The following is a 17,464-nucleotide window of genomic DNA, read 5'->3' on the forward strand; positions in this document are numbered from 1 at the left end:
AGCCGGCTCTCACTTGGCGACGGCCGTTTTCTGGTTGTGCTGCTGAAGAAAAGAAGCCACTTCGTGGGCGAACTGGGCCGATTTTAGGGTGGTGTCGTGCGTGCCCGGCACGCGCCGGGCGGTGGCCGCCGGCAGCAGCTGGGCCAGCGCTTCCGCCGAGCCGCAGTCGTTGTCGGCCGCGCCGGAGATGACCAGCACGGGCACCCGGATTTTGGCTAGGGCCGCGGGGGAGGTGCTGGGCTGGGCCTGCTGCTGCCAAGCCAGGGCCTGGCGGTCGAGCCCGCGCGTTTGCACAGACTGCAAAAAACCTGCAAATTCCGGGTTCGCTCCCTCGCCGCTCAGCGCTTTATAGAAGGCAATTCGGCGGGGCCATTGGGGGTCGGTGAAATCCTCCCCCATGCCGCCCAGCACCGCCGCCGTCACGCGCGGGTCCAGCACCAGCAGCCGCGCCGCGATGATGGAGCCCCGGGAATACCCCACCACCTGGTAGTGCGCGAAGCCCAGGGCCGTGGCCAGCCCCATCACATCGCGGGCTTCGGCGTCGTGCTCGTAGCCGGCCAGGGCCCCGGGCTTGGCCGAGCGGCCGTTGCCCCGCAGGTCGAGTGCCACTACCTGGCGGCCCTGGGCCAGCAGCTCGGTGCAGAGCGGGGTGCCCCGCCATCCATCCAAGGTACCGGTGAAGCCGTGCAGCAGCAGCACCGGGGGCCCCTGGCCCTGCACTTCGTAATAAATTTTAAGCCCGTCGAAGGTGGTGAAGTAGGCACCCGCTGCCGCCTTGGGCGGCGTGGATGGGGCCTGCGCAAAGCCGGGCCGGGCCCCAAAAACCAGGGTCCACAGCCCAATCCAAACGGCAATTAAAGGGAAGCGCATCGCGGAGCGGAAAACCACGCCGGGGCCCTAGTGCCCGCGGCGGGCCGGAAGATAGCGCCGCCCGACGCGGGCACAGCTCTGCAATTCTTTGTCGCGGCTGGGCGGGAGTAATTCACTCCCTCACCCATCCACCGACGCACTAATTCGCTACAGCAGCGTGCCGCGCAGCACCAGCAGCGCCACCGAGAAGTAGATGATGAGGCCCGTCACGTCCACCAGCGTGGCCACGAAGGGGGCAGAGGACGTGGCCGGGTCGAGGCCCAGCTTCTTGAGGATGAGCGGCAGCATGGAGCCTGCCAGCGAGCCCCACAGCACAATGCCCACCAGCGCGAAGCCCACCGTGAGGCCCACCAGCAGCCAGTGGGGCCCGTAAATGGGCGTAATCATTTGCCAGATGGCGATGCGTCCGAAGCCCACCAAACCCAGCAGCAGGCCCAGCAGCAGGCCCCCCACTAGCTCGCGTTGCAGCACCTGCCACCAGTCGCGGAGCTTAAACTCGCCCAGGGCCATGGCCCGGATGATGAGCGAGGTGGCCTGCGAGCCCGAGTTGCCGCCCGAGCTGATAATCAAGGGGATGAACTGCACCAGCACGATGGCCTTTTGCAGCTCGCCCTCGAAAAACTGCATGGCCGAGGCCGTCAGCAATTCGCCCAGGAACAGGACGACCAGCCAGCCGCCGCGCTTCTGCACCAGCCGCAGCAGGGGCATGGTGAGGTAGGGCTCTTCCAGGGCCTCCGAGCCGCCGAACTTCTGGATGTCCTCGGTGTCTTCCTGCTCGCGGATGCTGAGAATGTCGTCGAGCGTGACGATGCCGAGCAAAATGCCCTGGTCGCTCACCACGGGCAGGGCCACCCGGTCGTTGCGCCGAAACGTGTCGATGGCCTCCTCCTGGTCCTGGCCCACGGCCAGGTGCACAAAGCGCCGGTCCATGATGTCGCGGACCCGCACGGTGGGGGCGGCCAGCAAAATTTCGCGGATGCGGATGTCGTCCGTCAGCACGCCGTGCGCGTCGGTCACGTACAGCATGTTCAGCGTTTCGGACTGCCCGCCGTGCTTGCGCACGTAGTCGAGTACCTGCTCCACGGTCCAGTTCTCGCGGATGGCGATGTAGTCGGGCGTCATCAGGCGGCCCACTGAATACTCAGGGTAGCCGAGCAGCTCCAGCGTCACCTTGCGCTCGGGCTCCGAAAGGCTCTGAATGAGCTCGGCCACGAAGTTGGCGGGCAGGAACTCTAGCAGGGCCGTGCGGTCGTCGGGCGACATCTCGTTGAGAATGTCGGCCATCTTGTCCTGGGCCAGGTTGTCGAGGAAGTGCCGCTGCACGTCCAGGTCGAGGTACTCAAATACTTCCGTGGCCAGCTTGAGCGGCAGCAAGCGGAAGATGATGAGCTGCTCGCGGTCCTCCTCGTTCTCGATAAGCGTCACCAGCTCGGCGGGCTGGAAGCCCCGAAGGATTTGCTTGAGCTTAAAAAATTCACCCTCCTGAATCAGGGCTGTGATGGTTTCCACAGATGGCGACAATGGCATCATGGCAGGACGGGTGGTAGTGCTTCGCTAGGCAAGCAGGGTTGATGAAGGGATTGCGCCACGAAATTACGCCGAAACCCGCCCCAGGCCGTATGCCCAGCGCGGCCGGGGCTCAAGTATCTGCCCAATACTGCCCATCTTGCCGCCCTTACCGCTCCCCCGCTGCCCCATGCCCGACCTTTCTGCTGCTCCCCGCGCCACTTTGGCCCTCTACGGCGGCGGGGCCGACGAAGCCCTGGTGGCGCTGCTGGCCGGCCTGCTGCCCCGCCCCGGGGCCCCCATCGAGGTGCTCACCACGGCCAGCACCGCCAACCCCGCCCGCACCGCCGCCTCCTATGCCCGCTCGTGGGAGGCCCGCGGCTGCTCCCACGTGGGCCACTTGGAGGTGGACGAAACCCACCCCGCCGACGCGCCGGCCACCCTGGCCCGCCTGCGCCGGGCGGCGCTGGTGTTCATCAGCGGTGGCAACCAGGAGCGCCTCACGCACTTTTTGCTGGGCACCGAGTTCCTAGCCATCCTTAAGGAGCGGTGCCGCACCGACGAGGGCTTCGTACTGGCCGGCACCAGCGCCGGCGCCGCCGCCCTGGCCGAGTTTATGCTGGTGGAAGGCCGCGGCTGGCGCAGCCTGCTGCCCGGCGGCGTGGGCGTGGCCCCCGGCCTGGGCCTGCTGCCGGGCGTGGTGCTCGACCAGCACTTTGCCGAGCGCCACCGCTACCCGCGCCTGCTGCACGCCGTGCTGGCCCACCCCGCCTGCCTGGGCCTGGGCCTGAGCGAAGAAACCGGCCTATTGCTGCGCCCCGGCCAGCCCGCCGAAGTGTTCGGCGACGAAGTAGTGTTTGCCTTCGATGCGGCCGGGGCCCAGCACATCAGCCTGGTGGGCCCCGGGCCCCGCCAGCCCGTCAGTGGGCACGGCCTCACCACGCACCTGCTGGTAGCGGGCCAGCGGCTCGATTTGGCCACCCGGCAGGCAGTGGGGTAGGGGCCCCAGCCGGGCACGAAACCGGCTACCTTTGCGTTGATGCCGCGAAAAAATACCGTGCCGCTCATGCCAAATTTCCGTTGGGGTGCTCCGGTGCTGGCGCTGCTGCTGGCGGTGGCCGGCGCCTGCACCCGCCACCCCATTTCCTTCAATTCGCGCCCCGACGTGGCCCCCGCCACGATGGCCGGGGCCCCCGACTCGCTTACCCGCACCGCCGATTCGGTGGCCGGCCGGCCGTCGCTCAGCACCGCCCGCCGCGTGGCCATTAGCAAGGCCGAGGAACGTGCTGCCAAAGACAAAGAGAAGGACGCCCAGCGCAAGCCGACTAAGAAAAAGAAAATTTTCCTGGGCGAGCGCATTAAGCGAGGCTTCGCCAAGTCGGGCGGCAAGGGCCGCAACCAGTTCATCGAGGTATTCTACTACCTCAAGTACTTCCAGCAGCCTAACGTGCAGGCCCCAGCGCGCTTCTACTACGACCCGAAGAAGCACAAAATCTTCAAGGCCGCGGCCGGTGAGCTCGACCCCAGCGTCAAGGTATTGCACGGGCCCTATAAGAAGCTGCAAAACAATAAGGTGATGGAAACTGGCTTTTATGCCTTGGGCGTGAAGCACTTGCGCTGGGAGCGGTTTGACCGCAACGGCGTGCTGCTAACCAAAATCCATTACGAGATGGGCTTCCCGCGCGACGCCAACATCACGTACTTTGACGCGGGCCACACCATGCTGAAGGAAGTGGTGCCCTACGTAAACGGCAAGCTGGAGGGCGACTACGCCCGCTACACCGCCACGGGCCAGCGCGAGTGGTCGGGCCAGTTTGAGAACGGCCGCCGCGTGGGCGTCTGGACCAACTACTGGCCGGTAAAACGCAATTTCCGCCACTTCGAGTACCAGTACCCCGAGAGCGGCTACGACCCCGAAGTGGAGGAGCCCGAGTTGCTCAAGCAGTTCACCCGCGACGGCCTGGCGGTGTACGATAAGGAGAAAAACATCGATAAGCGCGGCGAGCCCGAGCCCGTGGCCCCCGCCGCCCGTCCGGGGCACGTGCTGCCCAAGCGCGCGCAGGGCCGCTAGGGCCCCCAGCCGACCGCCTAATAAAAAGCGTCCTCGAACGCCTCGATGAGGAAGCTGCCGCCGTGGCGCAGCGTGAGGGCCAGGATGTCGAAGCGGATGTCGCCGCGCCAGTCCAGCTCTTCCTGCAAGTGCGTAGCCGCCAGTCGGAACAGCTCTTTTTTGCGGGCCGAAACGAACGTTTCCGGGGCCCCAAACTGGCCGCCGGAGCGCGTTTTCACTTCCACAAATACCAATAGGGCCGCGCCCTGGCGCAGCACCAAGTCCACCTCGGCGCGGCCGTGGCGGTAGCCGCGGGCCAGCACCTCGTAGCCGCGGGCAGTGTAGAACTCGGCGGCGGCGGCTTCGCCGGCCTGGCCCAGGGCGTGGGGGGCGTGCATGGGAGGGCGGGAAAATGCAAAAGCCGGTTTGCGCCAGGCCGGGGCCCTGGCCCGGCGCCGGTTTGTACCTTTGCTACGGGCAGGCTTTGCGGGCCGGGCGAAGGTAGGGCCGCGTCGCCGGGCCCCACAAGCAGCTATTCTTATCGACTTATCCGCACAGATGACTACCGCCCCCGCCGCCCCCGCTTTGCCCGTTGCCGCCGCGCCCCACCGGGCGCTGGCCGTGCAGCGGCTGGGTTTGGTGCCCTACGCGCCCACTTGGGCCCTGCAAGAGGAGCTGCTGGCGGCCACCGTGGCCATCAAAACCCAGAACCGAGAGGCCGTGGCCGCCGGCCAGCCCCCGCAGCCCACCCCCAATCACCTGCTGCTCTGCCAGCACCCGCACACCTACACGCTGGGCAAAAGCGGCAAGCCCGAGCACCTGCTGCTCGATGAGGCGGCGCTGGCGGCCCACGGGGCCACCTACCACCGAATCAACCGGGGCGGCGACATCACCTACCACGGCCCCGGCCAGCTGGTGGGCTACCCCATCCTCGACCTCGACAACTTCCGGCCCGACATCCACTGGTACCTGCGCACGCTGGAGGAGGCCGTTATCCTGACGCTGGCCGAGTACGGCCTGCGCGCCGGCCGCATTGCGGGCCTCACCGGCGTGTGGTTGGGCTGGGAGGAAGGGGCCCCCAACCCGCGCAAAATCTGCGCGATGGGCGTGAAGTGCAGCCGCTGGGTGACCATGCACGGCTTCGCCCTGAACGTGGCCCCCGACTTGGCCTACTTCGGCCACATCGTGCCCTGCGGCATCACCGACAAGGCCGTGACCTCGCTGGCCCAGGAGCTGGGCCGCCCCGTGGCCGTGGAGGAAGTGCAGGAGCGCCTGCTGCCCCACCTGCGCGCTTTGTTCGACGCCGCCTAAACTAGGGCCCCCGCGCCGCCCAGCGCCGGGGCCCCTAAAAACTATTTTTTATCCATTACAATCCGTTAAAACTGCGGCCTCGTGAAGCAAGATATTTCCTTTGATCCCGTAGAGGGCGTGTCGGTGGCCATTGCCCCGGCCGAAGACGGGGCCCTGACGCCCGCCGGCCAGCCCCTGTGGCAGGTGTACCTGCTCAACCACAACGCCTACCCGCTGCAAAGCGTCATCGTGAATGCCCACGGCTACGGCCAGCAGCCCGACGGCGAAACGGTGCGCACCTCCACGCTGCGCTACCTCTTCGAGGAAGTGCCGCCCCGCACGGCCGTGCCCGTCGAGCCCCTCGACCCCGCCCTGTTCCACCTCAACAACCAGTACTGGGTGAGCTACTACCGCGGCGCGCAGATTTTCGACAAAAAGTACATTTTTGTGCCGGATTCCATCGTGGCCGACAATTTTATTTCCATCGCCCTACTCGGCGACCGACTTGGCGTGTTGCACAGCTAGTTGGCCACGGCTGCCGCAAGGCTTTGCGGCAGTTATCCTTTCCTATTTTTACGTTATGAATCCAGTAGCTATTCAATTGGTGCTATCGGCCGGCTGGGCCTTTCTGGTAGCGTTGTTCGCGGTGCCGTCCATTATCCAGATCGCCCACCTCAAAAACATGCTCGACACGCCCAATGGGCGCACCGTGCACTCGTCGCTCACGCCCCGGCTGGGCGGCGTGGCGGTATTTGCGGGGTTCATGTCGGCGCTCACCATTTTTGGGCCCCTGCAAAACGGGGTGAAGGAGCTGCTGGCCGGCTGCATTATCCTATTCTTCGTGGGTCTGAAAGACGACCTGGTGGGCATGTCGGTGTTCAAAAAGTTTGTGGGCCAGCTGCTGGCCACGGGCATCGTCATGATCATGGCCGACGTGCGCATCACCAGCTTCCAGGGCATTTTGGGTATCTATACCCTGCCGGTGGGCGTTAGCTACGCCTTCACGTTGGCCGCCATCGTGGGCATCACCAATGCCATCAACCTCATCGACGGCCTAGACGGCCTCGCCGGCTCCATCGTGCTGATTATCATGGGCACGTTCGGCTTTTACTTTTACCACTACGGCGGCGCATCGTACAGCAATTACGCCTTCGTGGCCGTGTGCTTGATGGGTGGCATGGTGGGCTTCCTGCGCTACAATTTTCACCGGGCCCCCATTTTCATGGGTGATACCGGCTCGTTGGTCTGCGGCTTTATTGTGTCGGTGCTGGCCATCCAGTTCATCGAGCTGGGCGGGCAGCCCGGCACGCAGTTGCCGTTTAGTGCCACACCGGCGGTGGCGCTGGGCATCTTGTTCGTGCCTTTGTTCGATACGCTGCGGGTATTTGTGCTGCGCATGGCGGCCGGCAAGTCGCCCTTCGCCCCTGACCGCAACCACATCCACCACCGCTTGCTGGGCATGGGCTTCTCCCAGATCAGCACGGTGCTGCTGCTGGGGGCCCTCAATCTGCTCGTCATCGTGTTCGTTATTCAGTTCGCCGGCCTCGGCAACCTCGCCCTCATCGGCATCCTGATCGGTTTCTCAGTGCTGCTGAGTGTGTTCATGGGCGTGTACCAGAGCCGGTTGCGCCGCGAGGTTGTGGCCGCCCAATCGTAGCCTTACCCTTGGTGCTAGCAATGGCAATGCAGAGCTTTGTGGGGGGGGCGATGGGCCCCGGGCCAGGGCGGCGCGGCACTTGGTGGCGGCCGCTGCTGCTAGTGCTGCTGCTGGGGGCCCTGCCCGGCCGCGCCGCCGAGTACCGGCCGCTGCCCCCGGCCGCGCCCACCGGCCTCACCGCCGACTGGCTGCTGCACGACGTGGCCCGCAACCGCCTCATCCTGTACCTGCCCGGCTACCACACCCCCGCCCACGCCTACTACCAGTACGTGCGCCTGCGCCGCGGCCAGCCGTTTCCGGTGGCTTTCGCGGCCCAGCGCGGCCTTAGTCTGTTTGTGGATAACCAGCTTGTTTTCACCGCCGAGCGCACGGGGCCCTACGCCTTCGACTTGGCCCGGCGGCTGCCGGTGGGGCTGGCCCCAGGCACCCACCTGCTGGGCGTGTGGCAGCCCGGTGGCACCCCCGCCCTGGCCTCGTTCGCGTCGGGTACCGCCGCCGACGAGCCCGACGAGCCCGATGCCACCCCCGACACCGCCGCGGAAATTGCCCACGCCCGGGCCCCCGGCCCGCTGGGCCAAAACGTGCTGCTGAGCTTTTTGCTGGTGCTGGGGCTACTCTACGGCGGGGTGCGCGCCACGTACCAACCCAGCCTGGCCCGCGTGTTCCGGTTCGACGAGCTGTTTGGCAACACGTCCGAGCAGGGCACGTTTCTGGCGCGGCCGGCCTTCTCGCTGCTCAACGTGGTGCTGGTGCTGCTGTTCGGGCTCTCGTTTGCGCTCTTATTAACGGCCTTGCACACCGGCTTCGAAAACCTGCCCCTGGTGCGCCAGTTTGTGTCCGTGCCCGAGCGGGCCATTGTGGCGCGGGTGCTGCTCTACACCGTGCTCATTGCGGGCTTTGTGCTTGGCAAATACCTCTACATATCGCTGCTGGCTTATACTTTCGACCTGCGTGAGCTAGTCGCGGTGCAGTACCGCGAATTTTTGCGCACCACCTTACTGGCCGGTCTTTTCCTGCCCTTCGTGCTTCTGCTCTACCTGGGCTTGAACGGTAGCTACCCCGCTACTGTGGCCGGCACGGCGGCGGCCGTCATTGCGTTGGTGCTGGTGGGCACCGTGCTGCGGGTGCTCCACACCGTGCACCAGCGGGCCTCACTACTTAATCTTCATTTGTTTGCTTACCTTTGTGCTACCGAAATACTGCCCCTGCTTATTTTGCTAAGGGTGTTGGTATTCACCACTTAGTTGCTGCCGGGTTCTACCCCCGTTTTCTCCAGGTTTTCTTTCTTCTATCGTTCTAGCGGTACTCCTTTTATTCCTATATGGCCGAGAGTGCAGACACGCCGGGCATCGGCCGGCACGCCAAGCGCATCCAAAGCATTTTGGTAACCCAGCCCAAGCCCACCACCGAAGTTTCCCCCTATTCGGCCCTTGCCGAGAAGTATGGTATTCGGGTTGATTTCCGGGAGTTTATCGAAGTTCAACCGGTGTCCTACAAGGACTTTCGGCGCGATAAGATCAACATAGCGGACTTCACAGCGGTGATTTTTACCAGCCGCAACGCCGTTGACCATTTCTTCCGCATTTGCCAGGAAGCCAAGATCGAAATGCCCGCCGAAATGAAATATTTCTGCATTTCGGAGCAGACGGCCAACTACTTGCAGAAGTACATCGTGCTGCGCAAGCGCAAGCTTTTTGTGGGCACGCGCACGGCGGCCGACTTGTTCGATGTTATCAAGAAGCACAAGGGTGAGAATTTTCTCTACCCGTGCTCCGACATCCGCAAGGACGACCTACCAGTGTTCATGCGCGCCAACAACCTCAAGTTCACGGAGGCCGTCATCTACCGCACGGTGGCCAGCGACTTGTCGGATTTGTCGGATGTGAAGTACGACGTGCTGGCCTTTTTCAGCCCCTCGGGCATCAGCTCGCTGTTCGTCAATTTCCCCAATTTTGTGCAAGACGGCACCCGCATCGCAGCATTTGGCCCCACCACCGCCAAAGCCGTGCGCGACGCCAACCTGGAGCTCGATATTGAGGCCCCCATGCCCAATGCGCCCTCCATGGCGGGGGCCATCGAAGCCTACATTCGTCTCAACCAGCCCGCTGGGTAATATTCAAACGGCCTTTCGTAGCGACCGTTTCTCGGCCCGTCGATAAGAATTTTGCAAACGCCGAAAACTTTGTTTTCGGCGTTTTGCGTTAGGCCCCGTAGCAGGCTACGGGCCCGCGTTTTAGCCTTACATTTGAATGTACATCCCCTGGCCGGTGCGCACCCTGTGGGCTGTCTTTTCTCTCCCTGGTCTTTGCTCCATGAAAAAAAGTGTACTTGCCCTCCTCTTGCTGGCTGGTGGCGCAGCCCCGGCCCTGGCGCAGCAGCAGCCCCAGTTCACGCACTACGGCTTCAATGGCATGTACCTCAACCCGGCCTACGCCGGCATCAAAGGCCAAGGCGAGGTTAACCTGATCGGCCGCTACCAGTACTATAACCTTACTAACACCCGAGGCGACGCCAACGGGGCCCCCCGCACGGGCCTGATCACGGCCTCGCTGCCCATTCTGGCCCTCCACGGAGGTGTGGGGCTGGCTGTGAGCTATGACCAGGCCGGCGAAGTGCGCGTGACAAACACCGCTTTGTCGTATTCGCAGCACGTCAAGCTGGGGGCCGGTAAGCTGGGCTTCGGTATTCAGGGCACATTCACCTATATCAGCGCGGGTACGTTCGTGGCCATTGACCCGACCGACCCCTATATCCCTTACAATGGCTCCGACCGCAAGTTTGATGCGGGAGCCGGCATCTGGTATGAGTCGCCTAAATTCTACGCTGGCCTAAGTGCGAACAACCTGTTGCGCGCTACTTACCACTTCGCTAACCAGTACGGCAACTCTGTTCCCGGCTATTTAGGAGAAAATCACGCTTATTTCACGGCAGGGTACAATATTGAGGCGTCCTCTTCCGTTGTCGTAACCCCCACTGTACTGGCCAAGGCTGTGCTACCCGGCAGCTTTGATTCAAGCAACAAGTTTAGTAACACTAAAAATTATTCTTTTGAGGGCGGTCTGCGGGCCACTCTTGATGATAAATATTGGATAGGTGCAAACTATCGGTTGCAAGAATCCGTTTCTGGCTTAATTGGATTAAGCTTTGCTAAAGACAACGCTTTTCGCGTAGGCTACGCTTTTGATTTTATTGCATTTAATCAAGATGCTCGAGCCCTCAGTTCCCACGAAATTTTGCTCTCGTACCGCCTGCCCAAGCCCGGACTAATTCTGCGGCCGGCCATCCGCACGCCCCGCTACAGTTTCTAGCCTATTGAACGACCGTTAAAAACGCTGTTTTTCATCTGCTGAGGCCCTTTGAAGCCTTACATTTACTGGTGCGGTCATTGCGCCAGTTTGCTTACCAATTGTCACGGGATCTTTTATACGCTTTTGCGGTGCTCTTACCCGCGATAAAAATTTATTGTGCAATTGTGTTGGAAATTGTATATTTGCCAGCCGAACAACATAAACCGATAGCTCTGCCAATTCAACACGTCTCTTTACTCCCATGAATAAGTTATTAGCATTATCCCTGTTCGCGCTTTCTGGGGCCCTTTTGGGGGGTTGCAGCTTTAGCAAGGGCTTCGAAGGCGAACTAGTCGGCTCCGAAGACCGCCCCTATTATGTTCCCCAAGAAGTACCTTTCGGAATGGTACCCTGCCCGGGTGGTACGTTTCACATGGGCCAGACGGATCAGGATATTTCTGCGTCGATGGTCAACATGAACAAGCAGGTGACTATCGCCGGCTTCTACATGGATGAGACGGAAATCACCAACAACAAGTACCGGCAGTTTATCGATGCCATCAAGCAGGATTCGCTGGATGTGCTCGGCGAGGAGTATGTGATGACGGAATTGTACCCTGACACGACGGTGTGGGTGCGCGACTTTACCTACCACATGGGCGACCCCCTGCTGGAATACTACTATACTCACCCGGCGTTCGACGACTACCCAGTAGTGGGTGTGGACTGGTTCGCGGCAAAATACTTCTGCAACTGGCGCACCAAGTTCCGCAACGCTTCGCGCGAGGAGCGCGGCTTTGCTGCCGATCCTAACTTCCGCCTGCCCTCCGAAGCTGAGTGGGAATACGCCGCCCGCGGTGGCCGTGAAGGCGCTACATACCCCTGGGGTGGCCCTTACCTGCGCAACACCAAAGGTTGCATGCTGGCCAACTTCAAGCCTGGTCGTGGCGACTATGTTAGCGATGGCTATGCCTACACTTCGGAAGTTGGCTCGTTCTTCCCCAACGATTTCGGCCTGTACGACATGTCGGGCAACGTAGCCGAGTGGTGCGACGATGCCTACATGGAAGCCTCGGTGCCCGTGGTGTGGGACTTGAACCCCACCAACCCGGATGACAACGAACCCCGCAAAGTAGTACGTGGCGGCTCGTGGAAGGACATTGCTTACTTCCTCGAAACCGGCACCCGCAACTTCGAATACCAAGACTCGGCCCGTTCCTACATCGGCTTCCGCTGCTCGATGATTCAGATCGGCATGGGCACTAACCGCAAACTCAACTAATTTATACCAACCAACCAACCCACAAACCAATTCTTCTACACCACTCTTTTCAATTTAAAATTATGGCTGCTAAGAAAAGTTTCCTGTACGACACCCTGATGCCGAAAGTATATGGTCTGGGTGCTGCTGTAGTTATTGTAGGTGCTCTATTCAAAATCCAACACTGGGAAGGTGCCAGTGCTATGCTAATCGTGGGCCTGGGTACTGAGGCAGTAATCTTTGCTCTCAGCGCTTTCCAGCCCCACGCAGCTGATCACGATTGGTCGCTGGTGTACCCCGAGTTGAGCGAAGGCTACGACCCCAGCACCAACGACAACCGCTTCCGCGACGCTAACAAAGGCCAAGTAAATGGCCTGACCGGCAAGTTGGACGACATGCTGAAAAATGCTAACGTTACTCCCGAAGCCCTCACCAACCTGGGCCAGGGCCTGAACCGCCTTAGCACCACGACTGCCCAACTGGGCCAGCTCGGTGAGGCTACCAACGTGACCGACGAGTACACCAAGAAGGTGCGTACGGCCGCCGATTCGCTCGATAAAATCAACGTGGCTTACTCGAACACCGCCGCCGCTATCACGTCGCTGGCCGATGCTACGGGCGACGCCAAGGAGTACCACATGCAGGTGCAGAACGTCACCAAAAACTTGGGGGCCCTAAACGCTGTGTACGAAATGGAATTGCAGGATGCCAACACACACCTCAAGTCCATGAACCAGTTCTACGGTACGCTGGGCAAGGCCATGGACAACATGACCCAAGCTGGCAAAGACACCGAGCAGTTCCAGAAGCAAGTGGCCGACCTGACCGGTAACCTGACCTCCCTCAACCGGGTGTATGGCAACATGCTGAGCGCCATGCGCGCCCCGGCCCAAGCGTAGGTATTGCTTACTTTATAAAGATTCCTTATTTATCCATTTTTAAAGGAAATCCCTAATGGCGGGCGCAAACGAAACACCGCGGCAGAAAATGATAGGCATGATGTACCTCGTGCTGACAGCTCTGCTGGCACTCCAGGTAAACTCGGCTATCCTGCTGAAATTTAAATTTATCGACGACAGCTTAATAGGTGTGAACGATAAGACATCGGCCGCGGCCGATGGTACAGTAAAAGGCATTGAGGCCGCTGTGGTTAAAAACCAAAACCAAGCCCGCGATAAAGCGGTGCTGGTCCAGAGCGAAGAGATTCGGGAGAAGACCAAAGCTATGGTTAGCTACTTGCGCGACCTGCGCGACAAGCTGCTGGCTGCTTCTGAAAACGTGAAAGGTGCCGCGGAACTCAAGAATATGAGTGCCGAAGACAAAGTAGCCACCACCATGATCGGCGGCACCAAGAACGGCTTGGGCTACCCAATGAAGACCAAGCTGAACGACTACGCTGCGTATATCAAAGGCTTCGTGCCCTCGGCTATGCCGCTGGCGCTCGACGGCAAAGAAGACCCGTTGGTGAAAACCATGCCCGAGCAGCGCAACAAGGACTTTGCTGAGCTGAACTTCGAGAACACGCCCTTGGTGGCGGCCCTCGCTGTACTGTCGCAGAAAGAAACCGAAGTGCTGAAGTACGAAGCCGATGCATTGTCGGCTCAGTCACAGAAAGTGGGTGCCAAAACCATCGTATTCGACAAAATTGGTGCCTTCGCCTCGGCTGAGTCGAATACCGTAGCCGCCGGCACCAAGTACAAAGCCGAACTGTTCCTAACCGCTGCTGCTTCAAGCATCCGCCCCGCTATGACGCTGAACGGTTCGTCGTTGGCAGTGGGCCCCGACGGCCATGGCAAGGTAGAATTCACGGCTCGTCCTGGCAACTTCGATGCTTCGGGCAACGCCAAGGCTTCGTGGACGGGTACGGTTCGTTTCAACCAGAACGGCCGCGACACCACCTTCAAAGTGCTGGTGCCCTACACCATTACCAAGCCGGTGATGCAGATTCAGTCGGCTTCGGTGCAGGCGCTTTACTTCAAGTGCGGCAACAAGCTCAGCGTATCGGTACCTGCCCTGGGGGCCCAGTACAAGCCCGGCTTCTCGGCCTCGGGTGCTACCACCATTGCCGGCAGCAAGCTGGGCGATGTGACGCTGGTGCCCAATGCCCGCGAAGTGACCCTGAACGTGAGCAGCGGCGGCAACGCTATCGGCTCGCAAACCTTCCAAGTGCGCCCCATCCCCAAGCCTGAAATCAAATGTTTCGTAGGCGGCCGTGAGGCCAACGAGAAGCAGGGCACCCCCGGCACAGCTGTGCGTTCGCTGTCGCTGAAAGCCATCCCGGACGCCGGTTTTGCCACCTTTTTGCCCGATGATGCCCGCTTCCGCGTGTCGAGCTACGAAGTGACCCTGGTACGCGGCAAGCGTCCCGCTATCCCGACCAAAACGGTTTCGGGTCCTGAGGCTAACCTGAGCGACGTGGTGAATGCCTACCGTGAGGGTGACCGCCTTTACATTGAGGTGAAGGGCGTGCAGCGTCAGAATTTCCAAGGCAATGTAGAGCCGGTGAACGTTTCGCGCACTTTCAACATTCCGCTGCTGTAATACTAATTTATCCGGGACCGGCGTTGACCGGCTGTTGTTATCCCCGCTTATTCTGCGTTCATATGAAAGCTACCCAAACGCTGGCCATTGTGGCCGCCAGCCTGTCGCTCAGCACCGCTGCCCTGGCCCAGGAGCAGGCCACCACGGCCAGCAGCACGGGCTCGCGCCGGCCGATTCCGTTGTCCGACCAAATGTTCCGCAAGAGCATCTGGCGCGCCATCGACCTGCGCGAAAAGCAGAACAAACCGATGTTTTCGGAAGGCAAGGAAATCAGCCGCGTCATCCTCGATGCGGTGAAGCGGGGCGAAATTCAAGCTTATAAAAACGACTCGCTGACTTCGACCTTCACCCAAGCGGAGGTTTCGTCCAACATGTCGTACGCCGATAAGGCTAACGAGTTGAGCGAAGACGAGAAAGCTGCTGGTTTTAGCGAGAGCGACCTAGGCGGTGGTGCCGCGGCCGACGACGGTTGGGGGGCCCCGGTAAAGAAAAAATCGACTGCTTCCACTACGCGCCGGGCCAAGCTCGGTGCCAATGGCAAGCCACTAAAGGACAAGCGTGGCCGGGTGATATACGAAACGGTACCCGCCGTGGCCGCCGCGCCAGTGGTCAAGAAGGCCGATTCGTTTGAGTACCGCCCGAAGGACTTGTACCAGATGGAGCTGAAAGAGGACATGATTTTCGACAAGAAACGGTCGCGCATGTACCACGACATCAAAACCATCACCTTGCTCGTGCCTTCGACGCTGTCGCAGAACGCTTCGGGAATTGAGAAGCCCATTGGCACCTTCAAGTACAGCGACTTGGTGAAGGTGTTCCGCGCCAACCCGCAGAACGCCATCTGGTTCAACGCCCAGAACGATGCTCAGCACAAGAACCTAGCCGATGCCTTTGAATTGTGGCTGTTTAACTCCTACATCACCAAAGTGTCGAACGCCGGCGATTCGCGCCTCGACGATATCTACGGTGGGCAGCAGCAAGGCATTCTGGCCGCGCAGCAAACGGCCGCCGACTTGGTGGAGTACGAGTACAACCTGTGGTCCTTCTAGATCACTGAGTGGGTTGATTAACCGTGATTTCGCTGATTTCTTAGCTTAATTGACCGGACATCAAAGGGGCCCCCAGCAGTAATGCTGGGGGCCCTTTTTGCTTTGGGATTATATTATTTGCTACAGCTAGCTACTCGGTGGGGGTAGCTTCTTGCTGGTCGAAGTATGCTTGGAGCACCTTGGTTTTTGCCTTGCCTACTTCGGCGATTAGCTCTGCTTCGCTCAGTTCGCGGATTTTCTTGACGGACTTGAACTTGTTGAGCAGCTTTTCGGCCGTGACGGGGCCCAGGCCTTTGACCTCGGTCAGCTCGGTTTTGAGGGTGCCAGCGTCACGCAGGGAGCGGTGGAAAGTGATGCCAAAGCGGTGTACTTCGTCGCGCATGCGCTGGAAGAGGCGCAGCGACTCGCTGCGCTTGTCGATGTAGATGGGCAGCGGGTCGTTGGGCACGTAGATTTCCTCTAAGCGCTTGGCGATACCAATGACTGGTATTTGGCCCCACAGGTTGAGATCTTTCAAGGCTTTCACGGCCATGCTGAGCTGGCCCTTGCCGCCGTCCACAATCACGAGCTGGGGCAGGCTGGCGCCCTCGTCGGTGAGGCGGCGGTAGCGGCGGTGCACCACCTCGTACATGGACTGGAAGTCGTCGGGGCCCACCACCGTTTTGATGTGGTAGTGGCGGTAGTCCTTTTTGCTGGGCTTGGCGTTGCGAAAGCACACCATGGCCGACACGGGGTTGTCGCCTTGGAAGTTCGAGTTATCAAAGCACTCGATGTGCTTAGGCAACTCCTTCAGGCGCAGGTCCTTCTTGATAGTTTCCATAATGCGCACCTCGTTCAGATCCTTGCTGCGCTCGTTCATGCTCTCCTTTTCCTTGCGCAGGTAGAGTACGTTTTTCAGGCCCAGCTCCAGCAGCTTGCGCTTGTCGCCGATTTGGGGCACGGCCAGCGCCACGCCGGGCAGCGGCAGCTCCAGGGCCACGTTGGACAGGATTTCGCGGGCCTCGCTCTCGAACTCCTGGCGCAGCTGCATCACCAGGGGCCCCAGGATTTCGGCGTCGGGCTCGTCGAGCTTCTTCGTCACTTCCAGGCTCTGGGTGAGGATGATGGAGCCGTTCATCACCTTCATGTAGGAGATGAAGGCTGCCTTCTCGTTGGAGGCAATGGCGAACACGTCGATGTTGGTCAGCGAGTCGCTCACGATGGTGCTTTTGGCCTGGAAAGCGTCGAGCTTGTCGAGCTTCACCTTGAACTGGTGGGCCAGCTCGTACTGCATTTCCTGGGCTGCGCGGCTCATCTGCTCGCGGAAGTACTGCTTGGGGATGCGCAGGTCGCCGTTCAGGATTTGCTTGATCTGGGTGATGTAGCCGGTGTAAGTGGCCTCGTCCTCCAGGCCCTCGCAGGGCCCCTTGCAGTTGCCGATGTGGTACTCCAGGCACACCTTGAACTTGCCGGCGGCCACGTTGGCCGGCGTCAGGTTGAAGGTGCAGGTGCGCAGCGGGTACAGGGCCCTAATTAGCTCCAGCAGCACGTTCATGGCCGTGCCCGTGGCGTAGGGCCCGTAGTAGCGCGAGCCGTCGTTGATCTTGTTGCGCGTCGGAATCAGGCGCGGAAACCGCTCGTTTGTGAGGCAGAGGTAGGGATAGGTCTTGCCGTCCTTCAGCAGGATATTGTACTTGGGCTGGTGCTGCTTGATAAGGTTGTTCTCGAGCAAAAACGCATCCGACTCCGAGTCCACAATCGTGAATTCCAGGCGTTTGATGTTGCGCACCAGCTGCTGGGTCTTCTTGTTGTGGTCGTTCTTGTTGAAGTAGCTGCTCACCCGCTTACGCAAATCGATGGCCTTGCCCACGTAGATGATGCCCTCGTCGTCGAAATACTTGTACACCCCCGGCCGGTGGGGCAGGTGGTTGATTTGGGCTTGTAGTTCGGGAGAGGCAGCCATGGCAGCGCGGA

Annotated in this window: 16 protein-coding genes; 12 read left to right on the forward strand and 4 right to left on the reverse strand. The window is 60.8% G+C overall.

The window, feature by feature from the left end:
* Window positions 1-9: 9 nt before the first annotated feature.
* Both EAH73_RS14865 and mgtE read right to left on the reverse strand, forming a co-directional pair.
* Entirely contained in the window at window positions 10-870 is an 861-nt protein-coding gene (locus EAH73_RS14865) for an alpha/beta fold hydrolase (protein WP_140467912.1), read from the reverse strand.
* Window positions 871-1,017: 147 nt separating this feature from the next.
* Complete coding sequence (gene mgtE, locus EAH73_RS14870) at window positions 1,018-2,400, reverse strand: magnesium transporter (protein WP_240047266.1); 1,383 nt, start codon at window positions 2,398-2,400, stop codon at window positions 1,018-1,020.
* A 166-nt stretch (window positions 2,401-2,566) separates the two neighbouring features.
* Between mgtE and EAH73_RS14875 the strand changes: the two genes are divergently transcribed.
* Both EAH73_RS14875 and EAH73_RS14880 read left to right on the forward strand, forming a co-directional pair.
* Entirely contained in the window at window positions 2,567-3,376 is an 810-nt protein-coding gene (locus EAH73_RS14875; protein ID WP_140467914.1) for a cyanophycinase, read from the forward strand.
* Window positions 3,377-3,442: 66 nt separating this feature from the next.
* Entirely contained in the window at window positions 3,443-4,447 is a 1,005-nt protein-coding gene (locus EAH73_RS14880) for a toxin-antitoxin system YwqK family antitoxin (RefSeq protein WP_140467916.1), read from the forward strand.
* A gap of 17 nt (window positions 4,448-4,464) precedes the next feature.
* Here the strand turns inward: EAH73_RS14880 and EAH73_RS14885 are convergent, their stop codons facing one another.
* Complete coding sequence (locus EAH73_RS14885) at window positions 4,465-4,824, reverse strand: YraN family protein (protein ID WP_140467918.1); 360 nt, start codon at window positions 4,822-4,824, stop codon at window positions 4,465-4,467.
* A 160-nt stretch (window positions 4,825-4,984) separates the two neighbouring features.
* Between EAH73_RS14885 and lipB the strand changes: the two genes are divergently transcribed.
* The 10 genes from lipB to gldN all read left to right on the forward strand — a co-directional run bounded on the left by lipB (window position 4,985) and on the right by gldN (window position 15,511).
* Window positions 4,985-5,737: a lipoyl(octanoyl) transferase LipB gene (gene lipB / locus EAH73_RS14890; protein WP_140467920.1), complete on the forward strand. Its 753-nt coding sequence runs from the start codon at window positions 4,985-4,987 to the stop codon at window positions 5,735-5,737.
* A gap of 81 nt (window positions 5,738-5,818) precedes the next feature.
* Window positions 5,819-6,241 (forward strand): hypothetical protein, encoded by a 423-nt coding sequence (locus tag EAH73_RS14895; RefSeq protein WP_140467922.1) that lies wholly within the window; start codon window positions 5,819-5,821, stop codon window positions 6,239-6,241.
* Between the two features lie 55 nt (window positions 6,242-6,296).
* The gene (locus EAH73_RS14900) at window positions 6,297-7,373 is read left to right on the forward strand and encodes an MraY family glycosyltransferase (protein ID WP_240047267.1); all 1,077 of its coding nucleotides are present in this window, start codon (window positions 6,297-6,299) and stop codon (window positions 7,371-7,373) included.
* 20 nt (window positions 7,374-7,393) lie between these two features.
* A complete protein-coding gene (locus EAH73_RS14905) occupies window positions 7,394-8,617 on the forward strand; it encodes a DUF4271 domain-containing protein (RefSeq protein ID WP_161599565.1) in 1,224 nt (407 codons plus the stop codon).
* 77 nt (window positions 8,618-8,694) lie between these two features.
* Window positions 8,695-9,486, forward strand: a complete 792-nt coding sequence (locus tag EAH73_RS14910) for a uroporphyrinogen-III synthase (RefSeq protein ID WP_140467926.1) — start codon at window positions 8,695-8,697, stop codon at window positions 9,484-9,486.
* A gap of 199 nt (window positions 9,487-9,685) precedes the next feature.
* Window positions 9,686-10,681 (forward strand): PorP/SprF family type IX secretion system membrane protein, encoded by a 996-nt coding sequence (locus tag EAH73_RS14915; RefSeq protein ID WP_140467928.1) that lies wholly within the window; start codon window positions 9,686-9,688, stop codon window positions 10,679-10,681.
* Between the two features lie 241 nt (window positions 10,682-10,922).
* A complete protein-coding gene (locus EAH73_RS14920) occupies window positions 10,923-11,942 on the forward strand; it encodes an SUMF1/EgtB/PvdO family nonheme iron enzyme (RefSeq protein WP_140467930.1) in 1,020 nt (339 codons plus the stop codon).
* Between the two features lie 62 nt (window positions 11,943-12,004).
* Window positions 12,005-12,820: a gliding motility protein GldL gene (gldL, locus tag EAH73_RS14925; protein ID WP_140467932.1), complete on the forward strand. Its 816-nt coding sequence runs from the start codon at window positions 12,005-12,007 to the stop codon at window positions 12,818-12,820.
* 55 nt (window positions 12,821-12,875) lie between these two features.
* Window positions 12,876-14,462, forward strand: coding sequence for a gliding motility protein GldM (gldM, locus tag EAH73_RS14930; RefSeq protein ID WP_140467934.1), 1,587 nt, complete (start codon window positions 12,876-12,878; stop codon window positions 14,460-14,462).
* Between the two features lie 62 nt (window positions 14,463-14,524).
* Window positions 14,525-15,511, forward strand: a complete 987-nt coding sequence (gene gldN / locus EAH73_RS14935; protein ID WP_140467936.1) for a gliding motility protein GldN — start codon at window positions 14,525-14,527, stop codon at window positions 15,509-15,511.
* Between the two features lie 130 nt (window positions 15,512-15,641).
* On the opposite strand, the gene uvrC is transcribed toward gldN, so the two are convergent.
* Window positions 15,642-17,453: an excinuclease ABC subunit UvrC gene (gene uvrC / locus EAH73_RS14940; RefSeq protein ID WP_140467938.1), complete on the reverse strand. Its 1,812-nt coding sequence runs from the start codon at window positions 17,451-17,453 to the stop codon at window positions 15,642-15,644.
* Window positions 17,454-17,464 lie beyond the last annotated feature (11 nt).

Source organism: Hymenobacter nivis (assembly GCF_006439025.1).
Lineage (GTDB): Bacteria > Bacteroidota > Bacteroidia > Cytophagales > Hymenobacteraceae > Hymenobacter > Hymenobacter nivis_A.